This is a genomic window from Flavobacterium tyrosinilyticum (assembly GCF_023656565.1).
Taxonomy (GTDB): domain Bacteria; phylum Bacteroidota; class Bacteroidia; order Flavobacteriales; family Flavobacteriaceae; genus Flavobacterium; species Flavobacterium tyrosinilyticum.
Genome location: NZ_JAMOKG010000001.1, coordinates 1,101,384 through 1,121,956, shown reverse-complemented (window position 1 = coordinate 1,121,956; position 20,573 = coordinate 1,101,384). Strand labels below are relative to the sequence as shown.

At 33.7% G+C, this 20,573-nt stretch carries 17 protein-coding genes; 5 read left to right on the top strand and 12 right to left on the bottom strand.

The window, feature by feature from the left end; genetic code table 11:
• Positions 1 to 14: 14 nt before the first annotated feature.
• Both NCC77_RS04970 and NCC77_RS04965 read right to left on the bottom strand, forming a co-directional pair.
• Positions 15 to 3,005, bottom strand: a complete 2,991-nt coding sequence (locus NCC77_RS04970; RefSeq protein WP_250834601.1) for a SusC/RagA family TonB-linked outer membrane protein — start codon at positions 3,003 to 3,005, stop codon at positions 15 to 17.
• 365 nt (positions 3,006 to 3,370) lie between these two features.
• On the bottom strand, positions 3,371 to 3,790 hold the full coding sequence (locus NCC77_RS04965) for a CBS domain-containing protein (RefSeq protein WP_250834600.1): 420 nt from the start codon (positions 3,788 to 3,790) through the stop codon (positions 3,371 to 3,373).
• A 124-nt stretch (positions 3,791 to 3,914) separates the two neighbouring features.
• Here NCC77_RS04965 and rbfA point away from each other — a divergent pair, with 124 nt between their 5' ends.
• The 5 genes from rbfA (at position 3,915) to NCC77_RS04940 (ending at position 7,766) form a co-directional block, all read left to right on the top strand.
• On the top strand, positions 3,915 to 4,307 hold the full coding sequence (gene rbfA, locus NCC77_RS04960; RefSeq protein WP_095930618.1) for a 30S ribosome-binding factor RbfA: 393 nt from the start codon (positions 3,915 to 3,917) through the stop codon (positions 4,305 to 4,307).
• Between the two features lies 1 nt (position 4,308).
• On the top strand, positions 4,309 to 5,508 hold the full coding sequence (locus NCC77_RS04955; protein ID WP_250834599.1) for an ABC transporter permease: 1,200 nt from the start codon (positions 4,309 to 4,311) through the stop codon (positions 5,506 to 5,508).
• Between the two features lie 171 nt (positions 5,509 to 5,679).
• The gene (locus NCC77_RS04950; protein ID WP_250834598.1) at positions 5,680 to 7,107 is read left to right on the top strand and encodes an MATE family efflux transporter; all 1,428 of its coding nucleotides are present in this window, start codon (positions 5,680 to 5,682) and stop codon (positions 7,105 to 7,107) included.
• Between the two features lie 120 nt (positions 7,108 to 7,227).
• A complete protein-coding gene (locus NCC77_RS04945) occupies positions 7,228 to 7,485 on the top strand; it encodes a type II toxin-antitoxin system Phd/YefM family antitoxin (protein WP_250834597.1) in 258 nt (85 codons plus the stop codon).
• Positions 7,486 to 7,490: 5 nt separating this feature from the next.
• On the top strand, positions 7,491 to 7,766 hold the full coding sequence (locus tag NCC77_RS04940) for a Txe/YoeB family addiction module toxin (RefSeq protein ID WP_109191262.1): 276 nt from the start codon (positions 7,491 to 7,493) through the stop codon (positions 7,764 to 7,766).
• 61 nt (positions 7,767 to 7,827) lie between these two features.
• Here NCC77_RS04940 and dusB read toward each other — a convergent pair whose 3' ends face one another.
• The 10 genes from dusB to NCC77_RS04890 all read right to left on the bottom strand — a co-directional run bounded on the left by dusB (position 7,828) and on the right by NCC77_RS04890 (position 20,548).
• Positions 7,828 to 8,820 (bottom strand): tRNA dihydrouridine synthase DusB, encoded by a 993-nt coding sequence (dusB, locus tag NCC77_RS04935; protein WP_250834596.1) that lies wholly within the window; start codon positions 8,818 to 8,820, stop codon positions 7,828 to 7,830.
• 148 nt (positions 8,821 to 8,968) lie between these two features.
• Positions 8,969 to 10,258, bottom strand: coding sequence for a flexirubin biosynthesis putative acyl-CoA ligase FlxY (gene flxY, locus NCC77_RS04930; RefSeq protein WP_250834595.1), 1,290 nt, complete (start codon positions 10,256 to 10,258; stop codon positions 8,969 to 8,971).
• Entirely contained in the window at positions 10,255 to 11,919 is a 1,665-nt protein-coding gene (locus tag NCC77_RS04925) for a C45 family autoproteolytic acyltransferase/hydrolase (RefSeq protein ID WP_250834594.1), read from the bottom strand. Before NCC77_RS04925 ends, flxY begins: the two co-directional genes overlap by 4 nt.
• 7 nt (positions 11,920 to 11,926) lie before the next feature.
• Positions 11,927 to 13,444 carry a phytoene desaturase family protein gene (locus NCC77_RS04920; protein WP_250834593.1) on the bottom strand — a complete coding sequence of 506 codons (1,518 nt, stop codon included), beginning with the start codon at positions 13,442 to 13,444 and terminating at the stop codon, positions 11,927 to 11,929.
• Positions 13,441 to 17,118, bottom strand: a complete 3,678-nt coding sequence (locus NCC77_RS04915; protein ID WP_250834592.1) for a 1-acyl-sn-glycerol-3-phosphate acyltransferase — start codon at positions 17,116 to 17,118, stop codon at positions 13,441 to 13,443. The genes NCC77_RS04920 and NCC77_RS04915 overlap by 4 nt, the downstream gene beginning before the upstream one ends.
• A 161-nt stretch (positions 17,119 to 17,279) precedes the next feature.
• The gene (locus NCC77_RS04910; protein WP_250834591.1) at positions 17,280 to 18,455 is read right to left on the bottom strand and encodes a DUF2062 domain-containing protein; all 1,176 of its coding nucleotides are present in this window, start codon (positions 18,453 to 18,455) and stop codon (positions 17,280 to 17,282) included.
• A 16-nt stretch (positions 18,456 to 18,471) separates the two neighbouring features.
• Positions 18,472 to 18,957, bottom strand: coding sequence for a hypothetical protein (locus tag NCC77_RS04905; protein WP_250834590.1), 486 nt, complete (start codon positions 18,955 to 18,957; stop codon positions 18,472 to 18,474).
• 2 nt (positions 18,958 to 18,959) lie between these two features.
• Positions 18,960 to 19,331 (bottom strand): ApeI family dehydratase, encoded by a 372-nt coding sequence (locus tag NCC77_RS04900; RefSeq protein ID WP_250834589.1) that lies wholly within the window; start codon positions 19,329 to 19,331, stop codon positions 18,960 to 18,962.
• A gap of 6 nt (positions 19,332 to 19,337) precedes the next feature.
• Positions 19,338 to 19,949 carry an outer membrane beta-barrel protein gene (locus NCC77_RS04895; RefSeq protein ID WP_095930629.1) on the bottom strand — a complete coding sequence of 204 codons (612 nt, stop codon included), beginning with the start codon at positions 19,947 to 19,949 and terminating at the stop codon, positions 19,338 to 19,340.
• Between the two features lie 2 nt (positions 19,950 to 19,951).
• Positions 19,952 to 20,548 carry a porin family protein gene (locus NCC77_RS04890; protein WP_250834588.1) on the bottom strand — a complete coding sequence of 199 codons (597 nt, stop codon included), beginning with the start codon at positions 20,546 to 20,548 and terminating at the stop codon, positions 19,952 to 19,954.
• Positions 20,549 to 20,573 lie beyond the last annotated feature (25 nt).

The window sequence follows — 20,573 nt, the reverse complement described above, 5'->3', positions numbered from 1 at the left end:
TGTAGATTTTTAAATTAAAATTTCGCAGTAAAACCAATCAGCATTGTTTTTACATAAGGAGAAGTTACATTTCCGCTTTCTGGATTATATCCTCTGTGGTTTGCAATATTGATAAAGTTCTGTGCATTCACATACACGTTTAATTGTTTTACCCAATCAACACTTTTGATTACGTTAGATAAATTGTAAGCTAGTTTAATGTTTTTAACTACAAAATAATTCCAATCTCCGTTTGTACGATCAGACAGGTATACATCTTTAGCACCTGCTCTTGGGAAATTTCCAGACGGATTTGTCGGACTCCACATTCTATCATAAGCATATTGAGTCGGAATATAATTTCTGTTCTGAATCTGGTTTTCACCAAAAATCATATAATTGCTATCTTCATCAGAAGCTAGACCAGTTGCCCCTTGTCCGTAAATGTCTAACGTTAAATTCTTATAACTTAGATTAGTTGATATTCCGTAAAAGAAATCAGGAGAAGTTGTTCCGATATTTACGTAATCGTCATTATTAATGATTTTATCGTTGTTTTTGTCCACATACATTTCTTCTCCAAGCTGTGCTGTTGGACGTATTTGCTGATAAGCCGTCAGTTGTTCTTGAGTTTTAATAATACCAGCAGATTCTCTAGCCCAAACACTATTTACAGGCTGGCCAACAACTAGATATTTAGCAATTCCAGCAGAAGAACTTCCAACATTTATACGGCTTACGTCTCCGTAAAGGCTCACAATTTCGTTTTTGTTTTTAGAGAAATTACCGCTTATATCCCATTTAAAATTAGAGTCTATTACTTTTACTCTTGCCGTAACTTCAAAGCCAATATTTTTGACTTCGCCAATATTCTGAAGCATACTAGAATAACCAGAAGTGGTAGGAATAGGAACGTTGTATAAAAGATCTGAAGTTTGTCTCTGATAAAAATCTAAGTTCAAATCAAATCTTTTCCATAAGCTTAAATCGACTCCAGCATTGTACTGAATGTTGCGTTCCCATTTCAGATCAGGATTTCCAATTGTCTCCACAAATCCAAAAATCGGATTGTTATCGTACACATAATTTGCCTTAACAAGTTTAGACAAAGATTGATAATTACCAATTTCCTGATTACCCGTAACACCATAACTAGCTCTAAGTTTTAAAGCAGAAATTACGTTACTATCTTTAAGAAAGTTTTCTTTGTCAACATTCCAGCCGAGTCCCAAAGAAGGGAAAAATCCCCATTTGTTGTTGCTTCCAAAACGAGAAGATCCATCATAACGCCCAGTTAAGGTTATAAGATATTTTTCGTTGTAAGCATAAGAAGTTCTGGCTGTCCAGGAAATTAATTTGCTAGAATATTTGTTTGAAGAATTGGTAATACTTGCTCGATCTGCATATGTAATATCATTTGCTCCCGTTGCATCATTTTGAAAACCAGAGCCCTTAACTCCCAAATCTTCATAAACATATTCTTGCCATGAATAAACGGCTGTTGCGGTAAGACTGTGTTTATCTTTCCAAGTATTAGCATAACTTAAAATATTGTCGGTTAGCTGAGAACTTTGTCTTCTGTAATATTGTCCTCCAGTTCCTGTGTTTCCAGATCCAATTCCAGCTGTAGATTTTGAAGTGTAGTATTCATATTGTTTTTCATTAGAAATATCTACGCCATAATTGGTTTTGAAAGTCAAGTTTTTTGCAACTTTAAAATGGGCATACACATCGCCAAGAATACGATCTGTAGAAATTTCGTTTGTCATTTCTGATGCCTCCGAAACAGGATTCCAAGTTCCTTCAAAATAAGAGCTTACTGCAGGATCTTCTGTGGCATAATACCAGCTGCCATCAGGATTTTTTACAGGTATTGTTGGCCACCCATATCTGAAGATATCTCCAGTCGGATTGTTTCGAATGTCTCTTTGCGAACGGCCAACTTGTAAATGCGTTCCAACGGTAAGCCAAGGCTTGTATTCGTGATTTAAATTGGTTCTAAGAGTTAGTTTCTTAAAACCAGATGCTTCTACGATTCCATCTTGCGAAAAAATATTTCCAGAAAGCAGATAAGTTGTATTGTCTTTTCCTCCGCTAAAAGACAAAGAATAGTTTTGCATAAGCGCCATATTCTGGATAATTTCGTCTTGCCAGTCGGTGTTAATATTTGGGGCAGGATTGGTAGCAGAGTAAACAGGTTTTCCTGTAGAATACGTGTAGGCATCATTTATAAAATTGACAAAACTATCTCTGCTTAATGTTTTAGGAAGTCGGGTAGGAGTTGAGATTCCTTGAGTACCAACGATCTCTAAATTATTTTGCCCTTTTTTACCTCTTTTTGTAGTAATCAAGATAACACCGTTTGCTCCTCTGGATCCGTAAATTGCTGCTGAAGAAGCATCTTTAAGAATCTCCATAGACTCAATGTCGTTAGAACTAATGTCGTTTAAGTTACTATTTACAAGCGGAAAACCATCAACAACAATTAAAGGATCGTTACCTGCACTGACAGATCCGTTTCCGCGAATTCTTATTTTCGGAGAAGAACCTGGAGAAGAATCGTTGTTTAAAACAGCTACACCAGCAGCTCGTCCTTGAACAGCTTCTAATGGATTAGAACTGGTAACGGTATTAAGAACATCACCTTTAATTTGTGCGATCGAACCCGTTAAATCACTTTTTTTCATAGTTCCATAACCCACAACAACTACTTCTTTAAGCTCGGCAACTTCATCGCTTAATGTGATATCGATAATGGAAGATTGTTCAACCGTTTTTTCGATTGTTTTAGAACCAGTAGAACTAAAAATTAAAACGCTTCCTGTATTGGCGTTTATGGAATATTTTCCATCAAAGTCGGAAATGGTGTTGATTTGTGAGCCCTTTACGACAATATTCGCGCCGGGAATTGGAATTCCGTTGGAATCCGTGATTGATCCAGTTACCATTTTGTTTTGTGCCAGTGTGGTTAGATGCACAAAAATGGAAAAGATCAAAATTAACAAATGGCTAATTTTGTTTTTCATAAGAATAGATTTCGGTTAGTTAAAGTTGTTTAAACTTATTTATAACAGAAACCCTTAGTATCCTGTTCTATCCTGTTAGTTTTGAATTGAATAAGTTCTTTTTTACAAGAATCCTTGAGTCTTTTTTTCTTTGAAACGCTGATTTACTGCTTTTTAAGTTTAGTATTACTAATTTTATTTTTATCAAAAAAAATGTAAAATTTTAACAATAATAAAATTATTTAATAATCAAATATGGGTTGATTTTTTGTTATGATGTTTAAGAAATTATATAATTTATTGAAATATGTGTTGTATAAAAAACAAAAGTGGCAGAAGAATGCTCTGCCACTTTTAAGATTAAATGTATGTGAGATTGATATTTGTTAATCGTACTGTTCTAAGAGATATTTCATGACATCGGTTGTAGTAATAATTCCTTTCAATTCTCCATTGTCAACAACTGGAAGAGCATGAAAATCTTCTTTTACAAAAATCTCAGCCAAATCTCTTATTATGGTATCAGATGATACTGTTTTCGGTTTCGAAGTCATAACCTGAGAAATAGTTAACATTTCTAATATCGCTTCATCGGCATTTTCCTGACCTTCAAATAAAGCTCCAAAAGTTAATCGATTTATATCCGTTCGGCTAATAATTCCAACAACTTCTTTACCTTTTACAATCGGAATGTGACGTATTGCATGTGCTTTTAATTTTTCGACCACTTTTTTAAGATCATCTTTTTCGTTTGCAGTCACTACAGTTTTAGTCATAATATGACTAATTGGTTCTCTTTTTTTCATGATAGATTAGTTTTATATTTATATCAAATATGTAGAATAATTCCCTCAAAAGCTATGACCTTTATCAGCTTTTAAAACAATTAAAAGAGCATGTAATACGACTAAATTTTAGTATTTTTGCAGTATGGAAACAAATAGACAGAAAAAAATAGGCGGTGTTATTCAGAAAGATCTGGTTGACATTTTGCAAGGTGAAGTGAGAAAAAACGGAATTACAAATTTGGTAATTTCTGTATCCAAAGTGAGTGTAACTACAGATTTGTCTGTGGCGACAGTATATTTAAGTATTTTTCCACAAGAAAAAGCCAAAGAAACTTTAGAGGCAATTAAAACCAATACCACTTTAATCAAACATGATTTATCACAACGTGTACGTTTACAATTGCGCCGTGTTCCAAATTTAGTATTCTTCATAGACGATTCATTAGATTACATCGAGAAAATCGACAATGCACTTGCAGGAAAAGAAAACCCAATAGAAAACAGAGATCTTTTAGAAAAAAGAAGAAAGTCCTAATTTGAATTTCCCCTTATACATAGCCAAACGATATATTTTTAGCAGCAGTAAAAACAATGCTATCAATATTATTAACCGTATTGCCAGCATGGGAATCATTGTTGGTACTATGGCTTTGTTTGTGGTTTTATCTGTTTTTAGCGGACTTAAAGTTTTTAGTCTTTCGTTTACAAACGAAATTGATCCGGACTTAAAATTGACAAATACCTATGGAAAGTCTTTTTTACTTACTCCCGATCAGGAAAACGAAATTAAGAAAATCAATGGTGTTGCTTCTTATACCAAAATTATAGAAGAGCGTGTTTTGTTTTTATTTAAAGACAAACAACAAGTTACTTATCTAAAAGGAGTTGATAGTGTTTATCCAGTTGTTAACGATATTAAGAAAAAACTCTTTAATGGACAGTGGCTAAAACCAGACAGTTATCAGGTTGTAATTGGTTACGGATTAGCTCAAAATTTCTCCATGGGAATTCTTGATTTTGAAAACCCACTTCAGGTTTTTGCTCCTAAACCAGGAAAAGGCGCAATCGAAAATCCAGAAGAAGCGTTCACTAAAACCGATGTTTTGCCTGTTGGAATTTATTCGATCAGTGAAGATTTAGATTCAAAATATGTATTTGCAGATTTAGGATTGGCACAGGAATTACTCATGTACAAACCAAATCAGATTTCTGGAATTGAATTTAAATTAAAAGAAAATGCAGATGAAGGAGCAGTAAAGACTCAGCTCAAATCTATTTTTAAAAATAAAATCACTTTAAAAAATAGAGCACAGCTAAACGAGTCTTTGTATAGAATGCTAAATACCGAAAATATTGCAGTTTATCTGATTTTTACCTTAGTAATTATTGTGGCTCTTTTTAATTTGATTGGCGCATTGATTATGATGATTTTAGAAAAGAAAGGAAATCTTAAAACGCTGTTCAACTTAGGAACAGACATTACGGGACTTCGAAAAATATTTTTGCTTCAAGGTACTTTATTGAGTGTTTTTGGTGGTTTAATCGGACTTGCTTTAGGTATAGTCCTTGTCCTATTACAGCAGAAGTTTGAACTTATCATGATCACGCCAACTTTGGCTTACCCTGTTGTTTTTACAATAGAAAATGTTCTAATAGTAATGACGACCATTATTTCATTAGGGTTTGTTGCTTCATTAATTGCAAGCAGCCGAGTAAGTAAAAAATTACTGGATTAATTTCTTCTTTAGAAATATTACTTATATTTACTGCCTTGAAAATCTACAGCATATGATTGTTTCTGCCTAATCCTATTTTATTTTTTAGAATAATTAGGATACTTACGTTTACTTTTCCAGTTCAGATTGCAACTACATCTGAACCAATTTTATCATTTATCCTAAAATATCATGACAGAAACATCTATAAAGGAAAGTTTGATTTCCAAAATTTTTACCACACTAAAACAAGCCTTAAAAGGCGACGAATCTTTTGATTATACTTCTGGGAGTATCAAAAAAGCCGTAATTCTACTAGCCATTCCGATGGTTTTAGAAATGATGATGGAATCGGTTTTTGCCCTAGTCGATTTATATTTCGTCGGACATTTAGAGCATAGCAGTTTTGCCATCCAGACTGTTGGTTTGACCGAATCTGTATTGACAGTAATTTATTCTCTCGCCATCGGAATGAGTATGGCAGCAACAGCAGTTGTTGCACGAAGAATCGGAGAAAAAGATCCTGTCGCTGCAGCAAAAGCCGGAATGCAAGCCATTATAATTGCATTTGCAATCAATAGTATAATGAGCATTTTAGGAATTATATATGCCAAAGAGATTTTGATTTTAATGGGATCTTCTGTAGAATCTGCTGAACATGGTTTCCAATTTACTCAGATTATGATTGGCTCTAGTTTGTGCATTATGCTTTTGTTCTTAATAAACGGAATCTTTCGCGGAGCTGGAAATGCTGCCATTGCCATGAAAAGTCTTTGGATTGCGAACATTTGTAATATTATTTTATGTCCGATTTTAATTAATGGTTTAGGGCCAATTCCCGCTTTCGGACTAGTTGGTGCAGCTTTGGCAACCACTATCGGAAGAAGTATTGGGGTTTTATATCAGGTTTATCATTTGTTTTTTGGGAACGGCATTTTAAAAATTAAGATTCCTTATTTTGCTCCCGATTTTAAACAGATACGGGCTTTAGTAAAAATTGCAGCACCTGGAATTTTGCAATTTGTAATAGCATCTTGCAGCTGGATTTTCTTAGCACAATTAGTCGCGACGACGGGCGGTGATCACGGTTCTGCAGGTTATCAGACGGCTTTAAGAATTATGATGTTTTTCATACTTCCAGCTTGGGGATTGAGTAATGCCGCTGCGACTTTGGTAGGACAGAATTTAGGAGCCAAACAAATTGAGCGCGCAGAAAAATCGGTTTATACAACAGCCAGATATAATGTACTTTTCATGGCTTCGATTATGATTATTACTTTGGTTTTTGGAAAATATATAATATCATTTTTTACAAATGATGAAGCAGTAAAAACTATTGCAGTTGAAGCTTTACAGATTATGAGTATCGGTTTTATTTTCTACGGAATCGGAATGGTTTTAATCAATACTTTCAACGGAGCAGGAGATACTTGGACACCAACCGGAATTAACTTCTTTGGTTTTTGGTTGTTTCAAATTCCACTTGCTTTTGTTTTAGCCAAACATTTCAATATGGGACCAACTGGTGTTTTTATTGCGATTCCAGTTGCAGAAACCGCAATCACTTTAGCGGGAATATTTTTCTATAAAAGAGGAAGGTGGAAGAGAGTTCAAGTATAATAAAGAAAACGTCTTTCATAATTGAAGGCCTTTTTTCAATTAAAAGTTAAATATTCTACATAGCCAGTTTATAAATGTAAAATATTGTACATTTGAACGTACGTTTTAAAGTACCAATTTATGAAGGCAATTACGATATCAACATTAAGAAAGAATATTAAAAATTATTTTGATGAAGTTTCAGAATCATCAGAAATAATTGTTGTTCCGAGAAATTCGGAAGAAGATGCGGTTGTAATAATTTCTATGAAGGAATACAATTCAATATTAGAAACACAACATTTGTTATCAACTAAAGCAAATAGAAAAAGACTTTCAGAATCTATAGAACAAATGGAAAAAGGAAAACTTGTGGACTTTAACCCAGATGAAATTTAGATTGTATGGATATTTGTTTTACTAAAAATGGTTGGGAAGAGTTTGAATATTGGTTAGAAAACGATACAGATACCGCGATAAAAATAAAAGAATTAATAAAATCTATTCGGGAGAATCCTTTTAAAGGAATTGGAAAACCCGAGCCTTTAAGACATGATTTAAAAAGTTTTTGGTCTCGCCGAATTACAGGAGAGCATCGGCTGGTTTACAAAGTTTCAGGAACGAAAAGTGTTGATCAAAAATGTGTGATTTTACAATGTCGATTCCATTATGATGATTAAAAAGAAAGACCTTCAAATTTTTGAAGGTCTTTCTTTTTATAGTTCTTTATCAAAGATTATTTTAAACAAACTCATATCCAGCATAAACCTCTTCAATCTCTTTCATAATAGCGAATAAATCTTCAGGAGCATCAGTTGTTACTAACTTTTGTTTGAATTCTTTGAAGGAATGAATTCCTTTGAAATAGTTGGTGTAATGACGACGCATTTCTACAATTCCTAAACGCTCGCCTTTCCACTCCATAGACCATTTTAAGTGGTTTCTTGCAGCTTCAACACGATCAATAACCGTTGGAGCAGGCAAGTGCTCGCCAGTTTTGAAATAGTGTTTGATTTCGTTAAAAATCCACGGATAACCAATTGCAGCACGGCCAATCATGATTCCGTCAATTCCGTATTCATTTTTATATTTTAATGCTTTTTCAGGGCTGTCGATATCGCCATTTCCAAAAATAGGCATTGTAATTCTTGGATTGTTTTTAACACGCGCAATATGCGACCAGTCAGAATGACCTTTATACATTTGAGCACGAGTTCTTGCGTGGATTGTTAAAGCCTGAACACCAATATCCTGAAGCCTTTCTGCAACTTCATCAATATTGATTGAGCTTTCATCCCAGCCTAAACGCGTTTTTACCGTAACAGGCAAATCAGTTCCTTTGATAACTGCTTTCGTTAGACGCACCATCAAATCAACATCTTTTAAAACTCCTGCCCCAGCACCACGACAAACGACTTTCTTTACCGGACATCCAAAATTGATATCCACTAAATCTGGTTTTACAGTAGAAACAATTTTAGACGACATTTCCATCGCTTCTTCATCACCACCAAAAATCTGTATTCCAACAGGACGTTCGTAATCAAAAATATCCAGCTTCATGCGGCTTTTTATAGCGTCACGAATTAATCCTTCCGACGAAATAAATTCAGAGTACATCATGTCCGCTCCATGCGTTTTGCATAACCTGCGAAACGGCGGATCACTAACATCTTCCATCGGAGCTAGTAATAAAGGAAATTCAGGTAATTCTATGTTGCCAATCTTGACCATCTTCGTAATTTTTTGCAAAATTACAACATTTTAGTCGAATTGGCACAATTCGAGAGACAAAGGCTCAAAGTAACAAAGTGACAAAGGTTTTTTATAGTACTGATTAACAGCCTTTGAACCTTTGTTGCTTTGTTACTTTGCTCCTATATTAAGACCTATAGTCAAAAAATCGAATTGGTTTTCGGCTCATTGGATTAAAAACCAGCGGATTCAAAACTTCTTTTGAAGCAAATTCTATTTTTGGAGTCACTCTCAATTTGGCTCTAAAGTGATCTTTTATTTCTTGTAAAAATTCTGGGGTTTGATTTTTTACCGCGATTTTAATCAGGATTTCATCAGTACCTAAATCGTTTGTAGAGATTTCAATCAAATGATTTTCGATATTATCAAAACTGCTCAAAACATCGTTCATCGCTGGCGGATAAAGCGTTGTTCCTTTATACTTGATCATCTGCTTTTTACGGCCAACAACTGGACCAACACGTAAAGTATTTCTTCCGCAAGCGCAAGGTTCGTCGTGAAACTGAACCATGTCTCCCGTTTTAAAACGCAGTAAAGGCATCGCTTCAATTCCTAAAGTAGTGAAGGTTAGTTCGCCCGTTTCCCCGTTTTTTACTGGCTGATTATTTTCGTCTAAAACTTCAACAATGATCAATTCTGGGTGATGATGTCCGCCTTTTCCGTGTTCACATTCTGTAAAAGCGGTGCTCATTTCGGTAGAAGCATAAGTCGAAAACAATTTAATATCCCATTTATCTGTGATTTTTTTCGATAGAATATTCATTGAAAAATCCTGCTCTCTCAAAGATTCCCCAATACAGATGGCACCTTTTATGCTCGAATTGTTATAATCGATTCCGTGCATTTCAGCATATTCGATTAATTTTAAAAGGAAAGAAGGAACCGTAATCAAATAAGACGGATTGTATTTTAAAATAGAATCCCACTGCATTTCTGGAATTCCAGCGCCAACACGAATTACGCCAACTTTCAGTTTTCGAAGACCAAGAAAATAAGCCAAACCAGCCATAAATTTTCTATCAATTGTGGTCATTAACTGTACCACATCGCCTTCTGCAATTCCGGCACAAGCAAACGAAATCGCTTCATTATAAGCCAAACGATCTAAGTCAGAATCGGTTAGACCGAAAGTAACGGGATCGCCTAAAGTTCCTGAGGTCGAAGCGTAATCTATAATTTTATGTTGCGGAACGCACAAAAAATCATCATTATATTGCTGTAAATCTTCTTTGGTTGTAACAGGTAAATGTTGTAAATCTTCCAGTGTTTTTACTTTCGAAATATCAATATTCTGTCCTGCAAAAAGTCTTTTATAAAAAGGAGAATTCTCGCTGATATAAGCTAAAAGTTCGGCTAATTTTTTTTCTTGAAAAATTTTAATCTCTTCTAAAGAATCTTTTTCTATTGCTGGAATCATTGTAATTTTCTTTTGACTTTTTTTAAATATTTTTCAATCTCTTCTTTTTGGGGAACTGTAGTGATTTCATGACTTAAAGCCTTTTCAAAATTAAGCTTGGCCTGAAGAAATTCCTTTTTTTGGTAAAAGTACAATCCTACCTTATAATATACAACCCAATAATCAGGGTTTAATGCTTGATAATTCTGAAGAAACTCTGGAGAAACGTTTTTTTTCTTTTCTAAAATCGAATCTATTTTATGATCTTCAATTTTAAATTTTTTAAAGTTCTGAAAAGCGGTCGTTTCTAAGAAAGGATCTTTGGCAATATTGAGATTTTCTTTTTGAAAAGATTTTGCTGCATTATGGTTTTCACCAAAAATCAGATTTAAATCATAACAGACAAATTCACCCAATTGAAACGGATTTGCCGAAACCCAAACTAATTTTTCTTTTGGTTTAAAGATAATTCCGTGATGTGCCAAAAGTTGATTCAAGGCTTTTTCATTTCCATATCCCAAAGAAATATTTTTTAAGCCATCTTTGTCTCGAAGAATTTTTGAAGCAATTTCAGGATTTACTTTCGGATTTTCAGACAGCAATTCCTGCATTTTTTCATAACGGTATTCAGAATGGCTGTTGGCAATTTGTTCCAGATTTCGTTTATCTGCTGCAAAAGCTTCACCTTGAAAATGATTCGAACAAATTAATTGATCGCTGTTTGGAACATCATAAATGTCCATTTTATTTGGAGAAACTTCAATTAAAATGGATTTGTTATCACTAGCGCTTCCAACCATAATGGATTCAGAAACAAAGACTTTTCTTTTTTTTGCAATGGCAATGGCTTCGTCCAGATTTTTCGCATGTTGCAAAATTTCTCGGGTCAAGATCGAAATCGGAGTTTTCGCGCTAAGCGGAATTTTAGATTTAGAAGCATTTATCGTTACAGTCAATCCTTCATAATTCATTCCAGAAACAGCGCCAATCATTCCGGGCCATGTTACCATCATAAACGGATATCCTTCTTTTGGTTTTATAAAGGCCGCGATTTTATTTTCCGCGAAAGCATCATTCACATAAAAATCAAAATTTCGAGCCAGAATTAAATTTCCATCTTCCGATTTTTCGTTCCAAGCCGCAAAAGAAGAACAGCCCACTAATGCCAAATCTTGTAACGCGTGTCCAATATCATGAGCGGCATGTAAGTACAAACCGCGCTGATATTGCGGTGCAATATTGTCAAACTCGTTTGATGTATATTGCGAAACGCCATAAATTTCGGTTTGATATTCGTCAGGAACATTTAGATACAATTTACGATTGTACCATTTTAAAAACTGACGGAGCATTTTCTGCTGGAATTTTGACGGAATTAAATCGGTTATTTTTGAGAAAAAAATGCGCTGTTGTTTGTGCAAAAGAGAATCAGTCAATGCGCCAGTCGAAAGTCCAATTTCGAGCGGATCACCTTCTACGTATAATTCCCAAAGACCTTGTTTGTTTTTTAAAAGTGAATTTTTTCCAGAGAGAAAAATACTGTCTGATATTTTTTCGACAATAGGTTTTGTCGAATTAAAAGCAGTGATATCTGGTATATGTTTTTTTGATTTTGAAGTACCGCAGGAAGTCATCAAGCTTAAAAAACCGATAAGAAAGAAATAAAAAATTCGGCTTTTCATGATGCAATTATTCAGATGCTTTTTTAATTTTTTCCAGCAGATATTCTTTTCCTACAATTTCAGAGCAGGTTATGACCGCTCCAACCGTAACTCCCAAGACACCGTGCATGTTAATACTTTGGCCTGTAAGATAAAGATTTTCTACCTTAGTTTTAGTTGGAATCATAGTTTTCATCGGATTATTTGAATCTTTAACATATCCGTACATATTTCCGCCGTCTCCGCCAATATAATCGCGATAGGAAAGTGGAGTAGAAGTATGAACCGATTTAATGCATTCTTTTATTCCAGGAAATTTTTTCCCGATTTCTTCTAAAAACTTTGCAGCTTTTTTGGTTTTGAATTCCTCATAACTTTCTCCTCGGTCGTTTTCTTCAAAAGTAGTATTGAAAGTGTTTTCCCAAGCTTTGACATCATCATATTTCATATAAGTCAAAAACGTCATTCCATCTGCCCATTCTTCGTCTTTTTTCGACGGATTCATAGAAGCCATAAAAGTTTTTGGCCACGAATTTTCATCATAATCATAAGCGGTCCAGACATCATTAGCACTTTTAAAATGGTAATAATTATGATTGATGTATTTAAAAGTTTTAGGTTTAAAAACAATGTATAAACTGAAAGCAGAAAGTACGCTTTCCAGATTTTGAATTCTATTGAAAAACGGTTTTCTAAAGTTTTCCTGACCAGCCATTTTCAAAGTCGTTTTAGGTTCGATGTTCGAAATAAAATACGATCCAGAAACTTCGGTTCCGTCTTTCATTTGTACCGAATTTACCTTTTGGTTTTCGACTTCGATTTTTGTGACTTCTTTGTGTTTGAAAAACTCACCACCATATTTTTTTAATTGTTTCAGCAATTGTTTGGTAATCTGACTTCCGCCATTTACACATCGCCACGAACTTTCGATATACGAATTGACTACAAGCGCATGAACGTAAAAAGGCGATTTATCAGGAATTCCGGCGTAGAGAAAATTAGATCCAGCCAAAACAGCTTTCAGCTTTTCATTTTGAGTAAAAGAATCAATCGTTTCTTTTGCGTTAAGCGCTAAAATTTCATCATCATATTTTCCTTCCGATTCTAGATTGTAAAGCGGAAATGCTTTGCAGACCGTTTTTATTTTCTGGCAATATTGTTCGAGATTTTCTTTTTCTTCAGGAAAGTATTTTGTCAGTTGCTGAATGAAATTTTCGAAACCCTGAGCATGCGGATATTCAGTTTGATCGTCATCAAAAGAAATAATATCAAAACCATTTTCGTCCAGTTTTTTTAGATTCAAATGATCCATTATTCCAATATATTTGAAATATTGATGAAGATTCTGGCCTTCGCCTAAACCTCCGATATAATGAATTCCCGTATCAAAAATGGTTTTATCTCTTACGAAAGTCTGAAGATTTCCACCATATTGATTGTTTTTTTCGAGTACACAAACGCTGTAGCCTTCTTTCGCCAGAATTACCGCAGAAACCAATCCGCCTAAACCGCTGCCAATTATGACTACATCGTACTGTTTTTTCATTCTTTTTTCTTTAAAACTAGCAAAGCATTTTCTTCAGAAGCAATTTCAAAATTCTCAAACTGATTTTTCAAACGAGAACAATTGACTAAAATTATAATAGAAACATTAGAAATTACTTTTTCGATTTCTACGTTATAACTTTCATCAGAAATTAAGAGTACATCAAAATGACCTTCAAGTGCGGATTCTAATTTGTCGAGATAAACTATTTTTCTCTTTGTAACGATATAATTCGTTTTGGCAACCAGCAATTTTTCTTCATCATTTATAAAAGAAACTATTTTTCGCTGTGGTTCCTGCAAAGCGAGCAAAATATCCAACTGACCGTAATCATTTCCTAAATGAAGGATTTTTGCTTTTGGTGTAATGTGTTTGTTTAAATTATAATAAACTTCCAGATTCTGTTTCAAATCTTTTTTTACGCTATTTCCAACCTCGATTTCTTTATAGTCGTAACTGTTGATTAGCATTGTTTTGAAATAATCCGGACCTTCAAGTTCTTGTCTTATTTTGCGATATTCTGCTTTAAAGAAAGTACTTATTTGTTTGGTTCTTTCGGTATAATTAGTTCCAAAAGAAAGATCATCTGGAGCAATTCTTTCTAAAATAGTAACGGTCAATTTTCCGTGGTGAATGACAAAATCGCCTTTTGGAATTAACTCCGAAGCACCATGAATAACCACCGGAATAATATCAATTTTAAATTCCTCAGCAAGGAAAAAAGCACCTTTGTGGAATCGTTTCACCACATTGCTTTCTGAACGCGTTCCTTCTGGAAAAACCATTAAAGAATAACCTTGTTCTACTTTTTTGCGTAAATGTTCAACTCCACCTTCCAAACCTTCAGAAACTGGGTAAAAACCAGCTTTTCTCACAACACCGCCAAAAATAGGAGAATTGTAAACCCAGTCGCTTACCAAGAAAATGATTTTTGGACTCAGCATTCCGATTGTTAGAATGTCTATAAATGAAGAATGATTGGCAATAATTACTGCGGGTTTTTCAAAAGTTTCATTAAAATTATTAATGACTTTTTTGCGTATAAATGGATTGGAATACAATACCGATTTCATGAATTTTGAAATCACATATCGGAAAGCTTTCATTTTTGTTTTTTTGCTGAAAGGCAAAATCGGCATGATAGTAAAACTGAAAATCGACATTACGATACCGCCCAAACCATAATAAGCAAACGAAATTACACCATGAACAAAAGTTCGCAATTGAAAAGGCGGATTTCCTTTTTTAGGACGATTTGATAAAAACAGTTTGAATAAAATCGGATAGAAAATGAAAGTAATGATCAACGCGGCAAAAACTCCAATTAGCGAAACCAATGAAATTGAAGTAAGTGCTGGATGTTTGGCAAAAATCATTGCACCAATTCCTAAAATTGTTGTGATAACTGCCAGAATAATTGAGGTTCTGTAAATTGCAATTTCGTTGACACCATTAGTGTATTCTTTTTGCAATGCGCTGGTCATGAAAATACTAAAATCGACTCCGTGACCAAAAATCAAAGTGCAGACAATCATACTGAAAATATTCATTTGAATGCCAAAAATGCCCATAATTCCTGCGGTTACAATTCCCGTCAAAGCAATTGGAATACAGCTGATGATCACCAATTCGATTCTTCGGAAAAAGAAAAACAAAATTAAAATTACGGCTACAAAAGAATAATTTACAAGCGAATTAAAATCGGTTTTTAAGGTGCTGAAAAACGTTTCGTTCATCTGCTGGCGATCGATTGCAATTACGTTTTCTTTTGCTGAAGCCGATTTTACAAACGTATCGCGTTGTTCTGGCGATACTTTTACTAAAGTTGAAATGGTATAAAAACCATTTTTTTCAGTTATAAATTCTTGTAGTTGAAGTGCTTTAATTTGAAGATAATCATTGGCAGAAATCGGTTTGAAATCAAAATCTAAATGGTCAAAAAATAAATTATAAGTTGAAGGTTTAAAACCAAGTTTAGCGCTTTCTGAAATTAATTCAGATTTTATAAATTGTTTTTTCTGCGAAGTCCAAAACGAATTCCATTTTTCAATTTTTTCGATTTGAGCTTGTTGCGAAAGTACAATTCCACCAACAGAGCTGAAATTTAAAATTTTATCCTGATTTTTTGTTACAAATAAATTATCAAAAAGTTGGCTATTATGCTGTAAAGCTTCTTCCATTGTTTTTCCGTACGAAGCGACATAAATCGTTTTGGAAGTTAAACTCGTGCTTTCCTCCAACTGTTTTTCGGCTGCTTTAATTTCTTTCGGAATAAAATTCAGCTGTGATAAATCGTTATTGAAACCCACATCATTATAAGTAAAACAGCAAATAATGGTAATGATAACACAAAGTCCAATTAAGATTTTATTGTTGTGAAAAGAAAAATGAGCCATTTTATCGATCACATTCTTTTTATGATCTGCAGGATTTTCTTTTGGTTTATATAAATGAGGAATAATCAACAGAGAGAAAATAGCCGAAGCCATAACGATAACAGCAGCAAAAATTCCGAGATCGTTTAAGGCATCCGATTTTACAAAAAGCAGACATAAAAACGCAACCGCAGTTGTAGAACTGCTCATAATAACAGGCATTGTAATGTCTTTGTACAATGTTTTTACATCGCTATTATGTTTGTAATGCGTAAGAATATGAATAGAATAATCAATCGTAATTCCCAATAAAATAGAACCAATTCCCAAAGAAATTGCAGAAATCTGTTCTCTCACAAAGTATAAAAATGCCACAGCAAATAGACCGCCAAAAACGGTTGGCAGAAAAATAATCAGCGGAATTAATACTTTTCTATAAAATAAAATCAGAATTAGCATTAAGGTAAACATCGCGATTGATGTTGTCAAAATAATATCTCCTTTAATCTGATTGGCATTGGCAACTGCTATTAAAGCAGAACCAAAATAACTGATAGAGGTTTTTCCTTTAAATTGTGTATTTAGATTTTCCTGAATTGATTTCAGTTTTTCAGCAAAAATGGTATTCTTTTCTGTTTCGCTTGACGGAATATTGGATGTGATAAAAAGCAGTAATTTCTTTTTATCTTTTGTCATTACAAAGCCATTTTCGAGCGTAAAATCGTCGCCAATATTTAATTGCTGTAACTTTTTTAAAGCGATAAAAGAAATCCCAAACGGATCTTGCAGAATAAAATCTTTGGTTATAAATCCAGACGGAGAAATAATCGATTTGTAATTTCCTTGAACGGTTGCCGCAATACTATCTTTTTGGAGTTTCTTTTCAATAGCTGCATAATCTTTATCATCAAGAAAAAGAGGCAAATTATTGTAAACAAAATTTATAGTTTCCTGAATGTTTTCTTCGTCAATTTTTCCTTGAATTCCGGTTATGTATGGTTTGCAGGATTTAGAAACGCTGTCTGAAAATACAGTTGCCATTTCTTTCAAATCCTCAGCAGAACCATTTTTATCCAAGCTAAAAATTACGGTTGTTTTATCTGCAAAATTTAATTGTTTTAAGACTTTGGCAGTAACATCGGTTTTGTCGTTGGTTGGGATAAGTTTGGTTATATCTTCTTCAAACTTTAGTCTTGAAGCAAAAAATCCAAAAACCAAAAGCATCATAACAGCCAATAGAACCGAAAGAGACTTTCTTCGGTTTACAAATAAATGAATGGCGTAGAAGTATTGATGCATGGTAATTTTATTTTTTGACACTGATAAAAAGATTAGCTTTAGTTTGTCACCCTGAGCGAAGTCGAAGGGCGCTCCAATTGGACGTGGGCTTCGACTTCGCTCAGCCTGACAAACTAGATGTAATAATCATTTTAATCCTTGTAATCTGTGGCAAACTTAACTTAAATATTCGGTTTGTTTTTAGAACTAAAAGCCGTTAAAAGCAAATAACTTATAAGACCAACTGATAGCGCTGAAACGGTTGCTAAAATAAGACTTCCTACGATATATTGCGTAGCATTTTTTTGAATATCGTCGAGCGTAATCGAACTATCTAAAACCAGCGGTGTATCGCTCGTCACGAAAACACTTCCAACTTGGAGCGAAGCAAAAATAATAAACGGAATAAAAGGAGGAAAACTTACATTTGAAGTAAGGTAAGCAATGACTTTATTGAGCCTGAACAAAGCAGCAAAAGTAAAAAGCAGAATAGTTTGAAATCCCCAAAAAGGTGAAAGTCCGATAAAAATACCTAGAGCAATGGCGGCCGACTTTTTAAAATTAGAATCGTTGCTTTCTAAAATATCTTCTAGAAAGAATTTTTTAAAACCTTTTTTTTTTGCTCTTCTAAAAAAATCTCTCGGCTTTATGTACAGCAAAGCATTAGTAACCAAAACGGTATTTAAAATACTAATTCGGGTAAAATCTTGAAACGGACGAAAATGTGAAACTCTTTCTGCAGGATCGTATAAAACCTGAATCGGAATATTTTTTACTGTAATTCCTTTCCAAGCTGCGCGAACAATAACTTCAATTTCAAATTCGAATTTATTGGTGTAAAAACGTTTTGGTAGTAATCGAAGCGGATATAGTCTAAATCCAGATTGTGTGTCGTCTAGTTTAATTCCAGTTTCAAACTTGAACCAAAAATTAGAAAACTTGTTACCAAAACTGCTTTTCTTCGGAACATTTTCCTGAGTCATATTGCGGCTTCCAATCAAGAGAGCGTTTGGCTCATCTTGAATTGCTTCCAAGAAAACAGGAATATCTGCTGCAAAATGCTGTCCGTCAGAATCGATTGTGATGGCATATTCAAAATTCAATTCCAATGCTTTTCTAAATCCGTTTCTTAGTGCTCTTCCTTTTCCTAAATTTTTAGGATGATGAATTTGAGTCAGTTGCGAATATGATTTTAGAATTTCGGCAGTTGAATCGGTAGAACCGTCATTGACAATAATGACATTTGTGGTGAAATCTAAAATAGAATCCAATACTTTTTTCAGCGTTTTTTGATTATTGTACGTAGGCACAATAACGCAAAAGTTAGTCGAACTAAGTAATTCTTGCTGTGATTTCATGGAGAGTTTTTTGAGCTTACTTTACAAATTGCTTCTCTTTTTCGGAGAAACTTTTAGATTGTAAAACAAAGTCTTTAAGATAATCTTTCAAAGCCGCACCTTGTGATGCATAATATGTGGTTATGAATTTTTTATCTTCTTTAATGTTTTTCTTGTAGCCTGTAATACCAGGAACATTTTCCTGAATACTCAATCGAATCATTCGCATTTCGATATTGCTTGGATCACTTTTTATTGTTGCTTCAAGCAATTTTGCACCTTCTTTAAAACGTTCCATTTTCTGGCTTAATTTTTTTTCAAATTTAGAATCCAATAAAATAGAAGCCGCTTTATAAGCCACTAAAATTTTATCATCATTGCTTGAAACACCCGCAAGTTTGTCTACAAACTCTTTGGCGTTGGTTTCTGATTTTGCCACATCAGAATACATTTTGCGTATCGAAGCCAAATCTGGCGTTCCAGCAAAACCTATCCATAAAAATAAGGTCAGTAATAGTTTCATAATTATATTTTTTTGTACACATTACTCAATTTAAGAGCAGTTGTGTCGTTAAAGTAAGTCGTGTTTTTCACTTTTACTAAACCGTCTTCGGTAGTTGTAATGTCCAATTCCAATCGTAATTCTGGAGTAGCCTCAGGATTAATCAGTGCCATGAATTTTACATTTGCCAAAGATTGGATCATCAGCGAACTTTTGGTAATAGATTCTGTAAGTTCTTTGATAATCTGAATCATACAAACACCAGGCATGATTGGATTTCCAGGGAAATGTCCTTTAAAAACCTCGTGTTTTTCGTTGACTAAAATAGTAACAGTATATTTTGAATCAGATACTTTTTCATCTGATAGTATTTTATAAAAATCTTGTAAAATCATATTTTTTTATTTTCCAAATGAATAGGAAACCCCTAACTGAAAATTAATATTTGTGTTATAATCTCCAAATAAATAATGGTTATTGGAGTCATTTTGATAATAATCGCTGCTTAAAACATCAAGCAGTCCTTTTTTAAATCGAGCTTCAAATGTCAAACCTGAAGGTAGGGCATAAGCGACTCCTAAAACCAAACCAAGATCATTTTGTGCTTTTCTAACCGCAAGATTATCATTCAATAAAATATCTAATGTTGGCCCTGCTTGAAACTGAATTCCTTGTGGCAACGTAAACTTATTTATCATAGAAAGAGACAAATAGTTGATGTCCAGATCTAAATGTTCTACTTTATTGGTCTGTGTATTTTCATCAAAATAATTTCGCGCAACATTATTAGAACCTTGTCTGCTGTAATTAATTTCAGGCTGAAGGGAATAAATTCTTGTTATCTTAATTTCTGTAAAACCACCAGCATAAAAATCAGTTTTATAATCGGCGTGCATTTCAGAAATAGTCGAAAAACTAAAACCAGCTCTTAAACCTGGTTTAACTGATACTTGCGCTTGTATATTTAAAAGCGAGAAAAAAACAGCAATAAAGAAGAATATTCTTTTATTCATTTTTATTTTGTTTTAAACGTATAACTAATTCCGATTTGGAAAACTTGATTTAAGATTACATCATTATAGTAATATCCATTATTGTCATAATCATATCCGTTATAACCATAAATATCAATTAATCCTTGTTTAAGTCGAGCTTCAAAAGTTAAACCATTTGGTAAAGTATAACCAAGACCTCCAACAAATGCAAGATCAAAATCTTCGGGGTTAGTATTTATATAATTATCACTAACTTTTAAATCTAAAGAAGGGCCTGCTAATAAATGAAAACCTCCACCTCCAAAGTTAAATTTTGCAACCGCTCCCAGTGTTATATAATTCAACTCATACTTTTCAGAATAATAACGGCCGTTTTCAAAATATCTTCCTTCATCACCTTGTCTGGAATAATTTATCTCTGGTTGAACCGAGAAAAATTTATTGAATTTAATATTTACCAATCCACCAACATAGAAATCAGTTTTAGAGCTATTATCATCAATATTCGTTAATGTTGATACATTCAAACCACCTCTTAGTCCTGGACTAACTTTTATTTGAGCTTCTGCTTGGATTCCGATTAATAAAACAAATGCAATTAAAACAAATTTTCTCATTTTGGGTTTGGTTTAAGTTTAGGAT

Excerpts from the sequence above, each read along its gene's own strand:
- NCC77_RS04970 (WP_250834601.1), bottom strand. The coding sequence starts at position 3,005 with ATGAAAAACAAAATTAGCCATTTGTTAATTTTGATCTTTTCCATTTTT.
- NCC77_RS04965 (WP_250834600.1), bottom strand. The coding sequence starts at position 3,790 with ATGAAAAAAAGAGAACCAATTAGTCATATTATGACTAAAACTGTAGTG.
- rbfA (WP_095930618.1), top strand. The coding sequence starts at position 3,915 with ATGGAAACAAATAGACAGAAAAAAATAGGCGGTGTTATTCAGAAAGAT.
- NCC77_RS04950 (WP_250834598.1), top strand. The coding sequence starts at position 5,680 with ATGACAGAAACATCTATAAAGGAAAGTTTGATTTCCAAAATTTTTACC.
- NCC77_RS04945 (WP_250834597.1), top strand. The coding sequence starts at position 7,228 with ATGAAGGCAATTACGATATCAACATTAAGAAAGAATATTAAAAATTAT.
- NCC77_RS04940 (WP_109191262.1), top strand. The coding sequence starts at position 7,491 with ATGGATATTTGTTTTACTAAAAATGGTTGGGAAGAGTTTGAATATTGG.
- dusB (WP_250834596.1), bottom strand. The coding sequence starts at position 8,820 with ATGGTCAAGATTGGCAACATAGAATTACCTGAATTTCCTTTATTACTA.
- flxY (WP_250834595.1), bottom strand. The coding sequence starts at position 10,258 with ATGATTCCAGCAATAGAAAAAGATTCTTTAGAAGAGATTAAAATTTTT.
- NCC77_RS04925 (WP_250834594.1), bottom strand. The coding sequence starts at position 11,919 with ATGAAAAGCCGAATTTTTTATTTCTTTCTTATCGGTTTTTTAAGCTTG.
- NCC77_RS04920 (WP_250834593.1), bottom strand. The coding sequence starts at position 13,444 with ATGAAAAAACAGTACGATGTAGTCATAATTGGCAGCGGTTTAGGCGGA.
- NCC77_RS04915 (WP_250834592.1), bottom strand. The coding sequence starts at position 17,118 with ATGCATCAATACTTCTACGCCATTCATTTATTTGTAAACCGAAGAAAG.
- NCC77_RS04910 (WP_250834591.1), bottom strand. The coding sequence starts at position 18,455 with ATGAAATCACAGCAAGAATTACTTAGTTCGACTAACTTTTGCGTTATT.
- NCC77_RS04905 (WP_250834590.1), bottom strand. The coding sequence starts at position 18,957 with ATGAAACTATTACTGACCTTATTTTTATGGATAGGTTTTGCTGGAACG.
- NCC77_RS04900 (WP_250834589.1), bottom strand. The coding sequence starts at position 19,331 with ATGATTTTACAAGATTTTTATAAAATACTATCAGATGAAAAAGTATCT.
- NCC77_RS04895 (WP_095930629.1), bottom strand. The coding sequence starts at position 19,949 with ATGAATAAAAGAATATTCTTCTTTATTGCTGTTTTTTTCTCGCTTTTA.
- NCC77_RS04890 (WP_250834588.1), bottom strand. The coding sequence starts at position 20,548 with ATGAGAAAATTTGTTTTAATTGCATTTGTTTTATTAATCGGAATCCAA.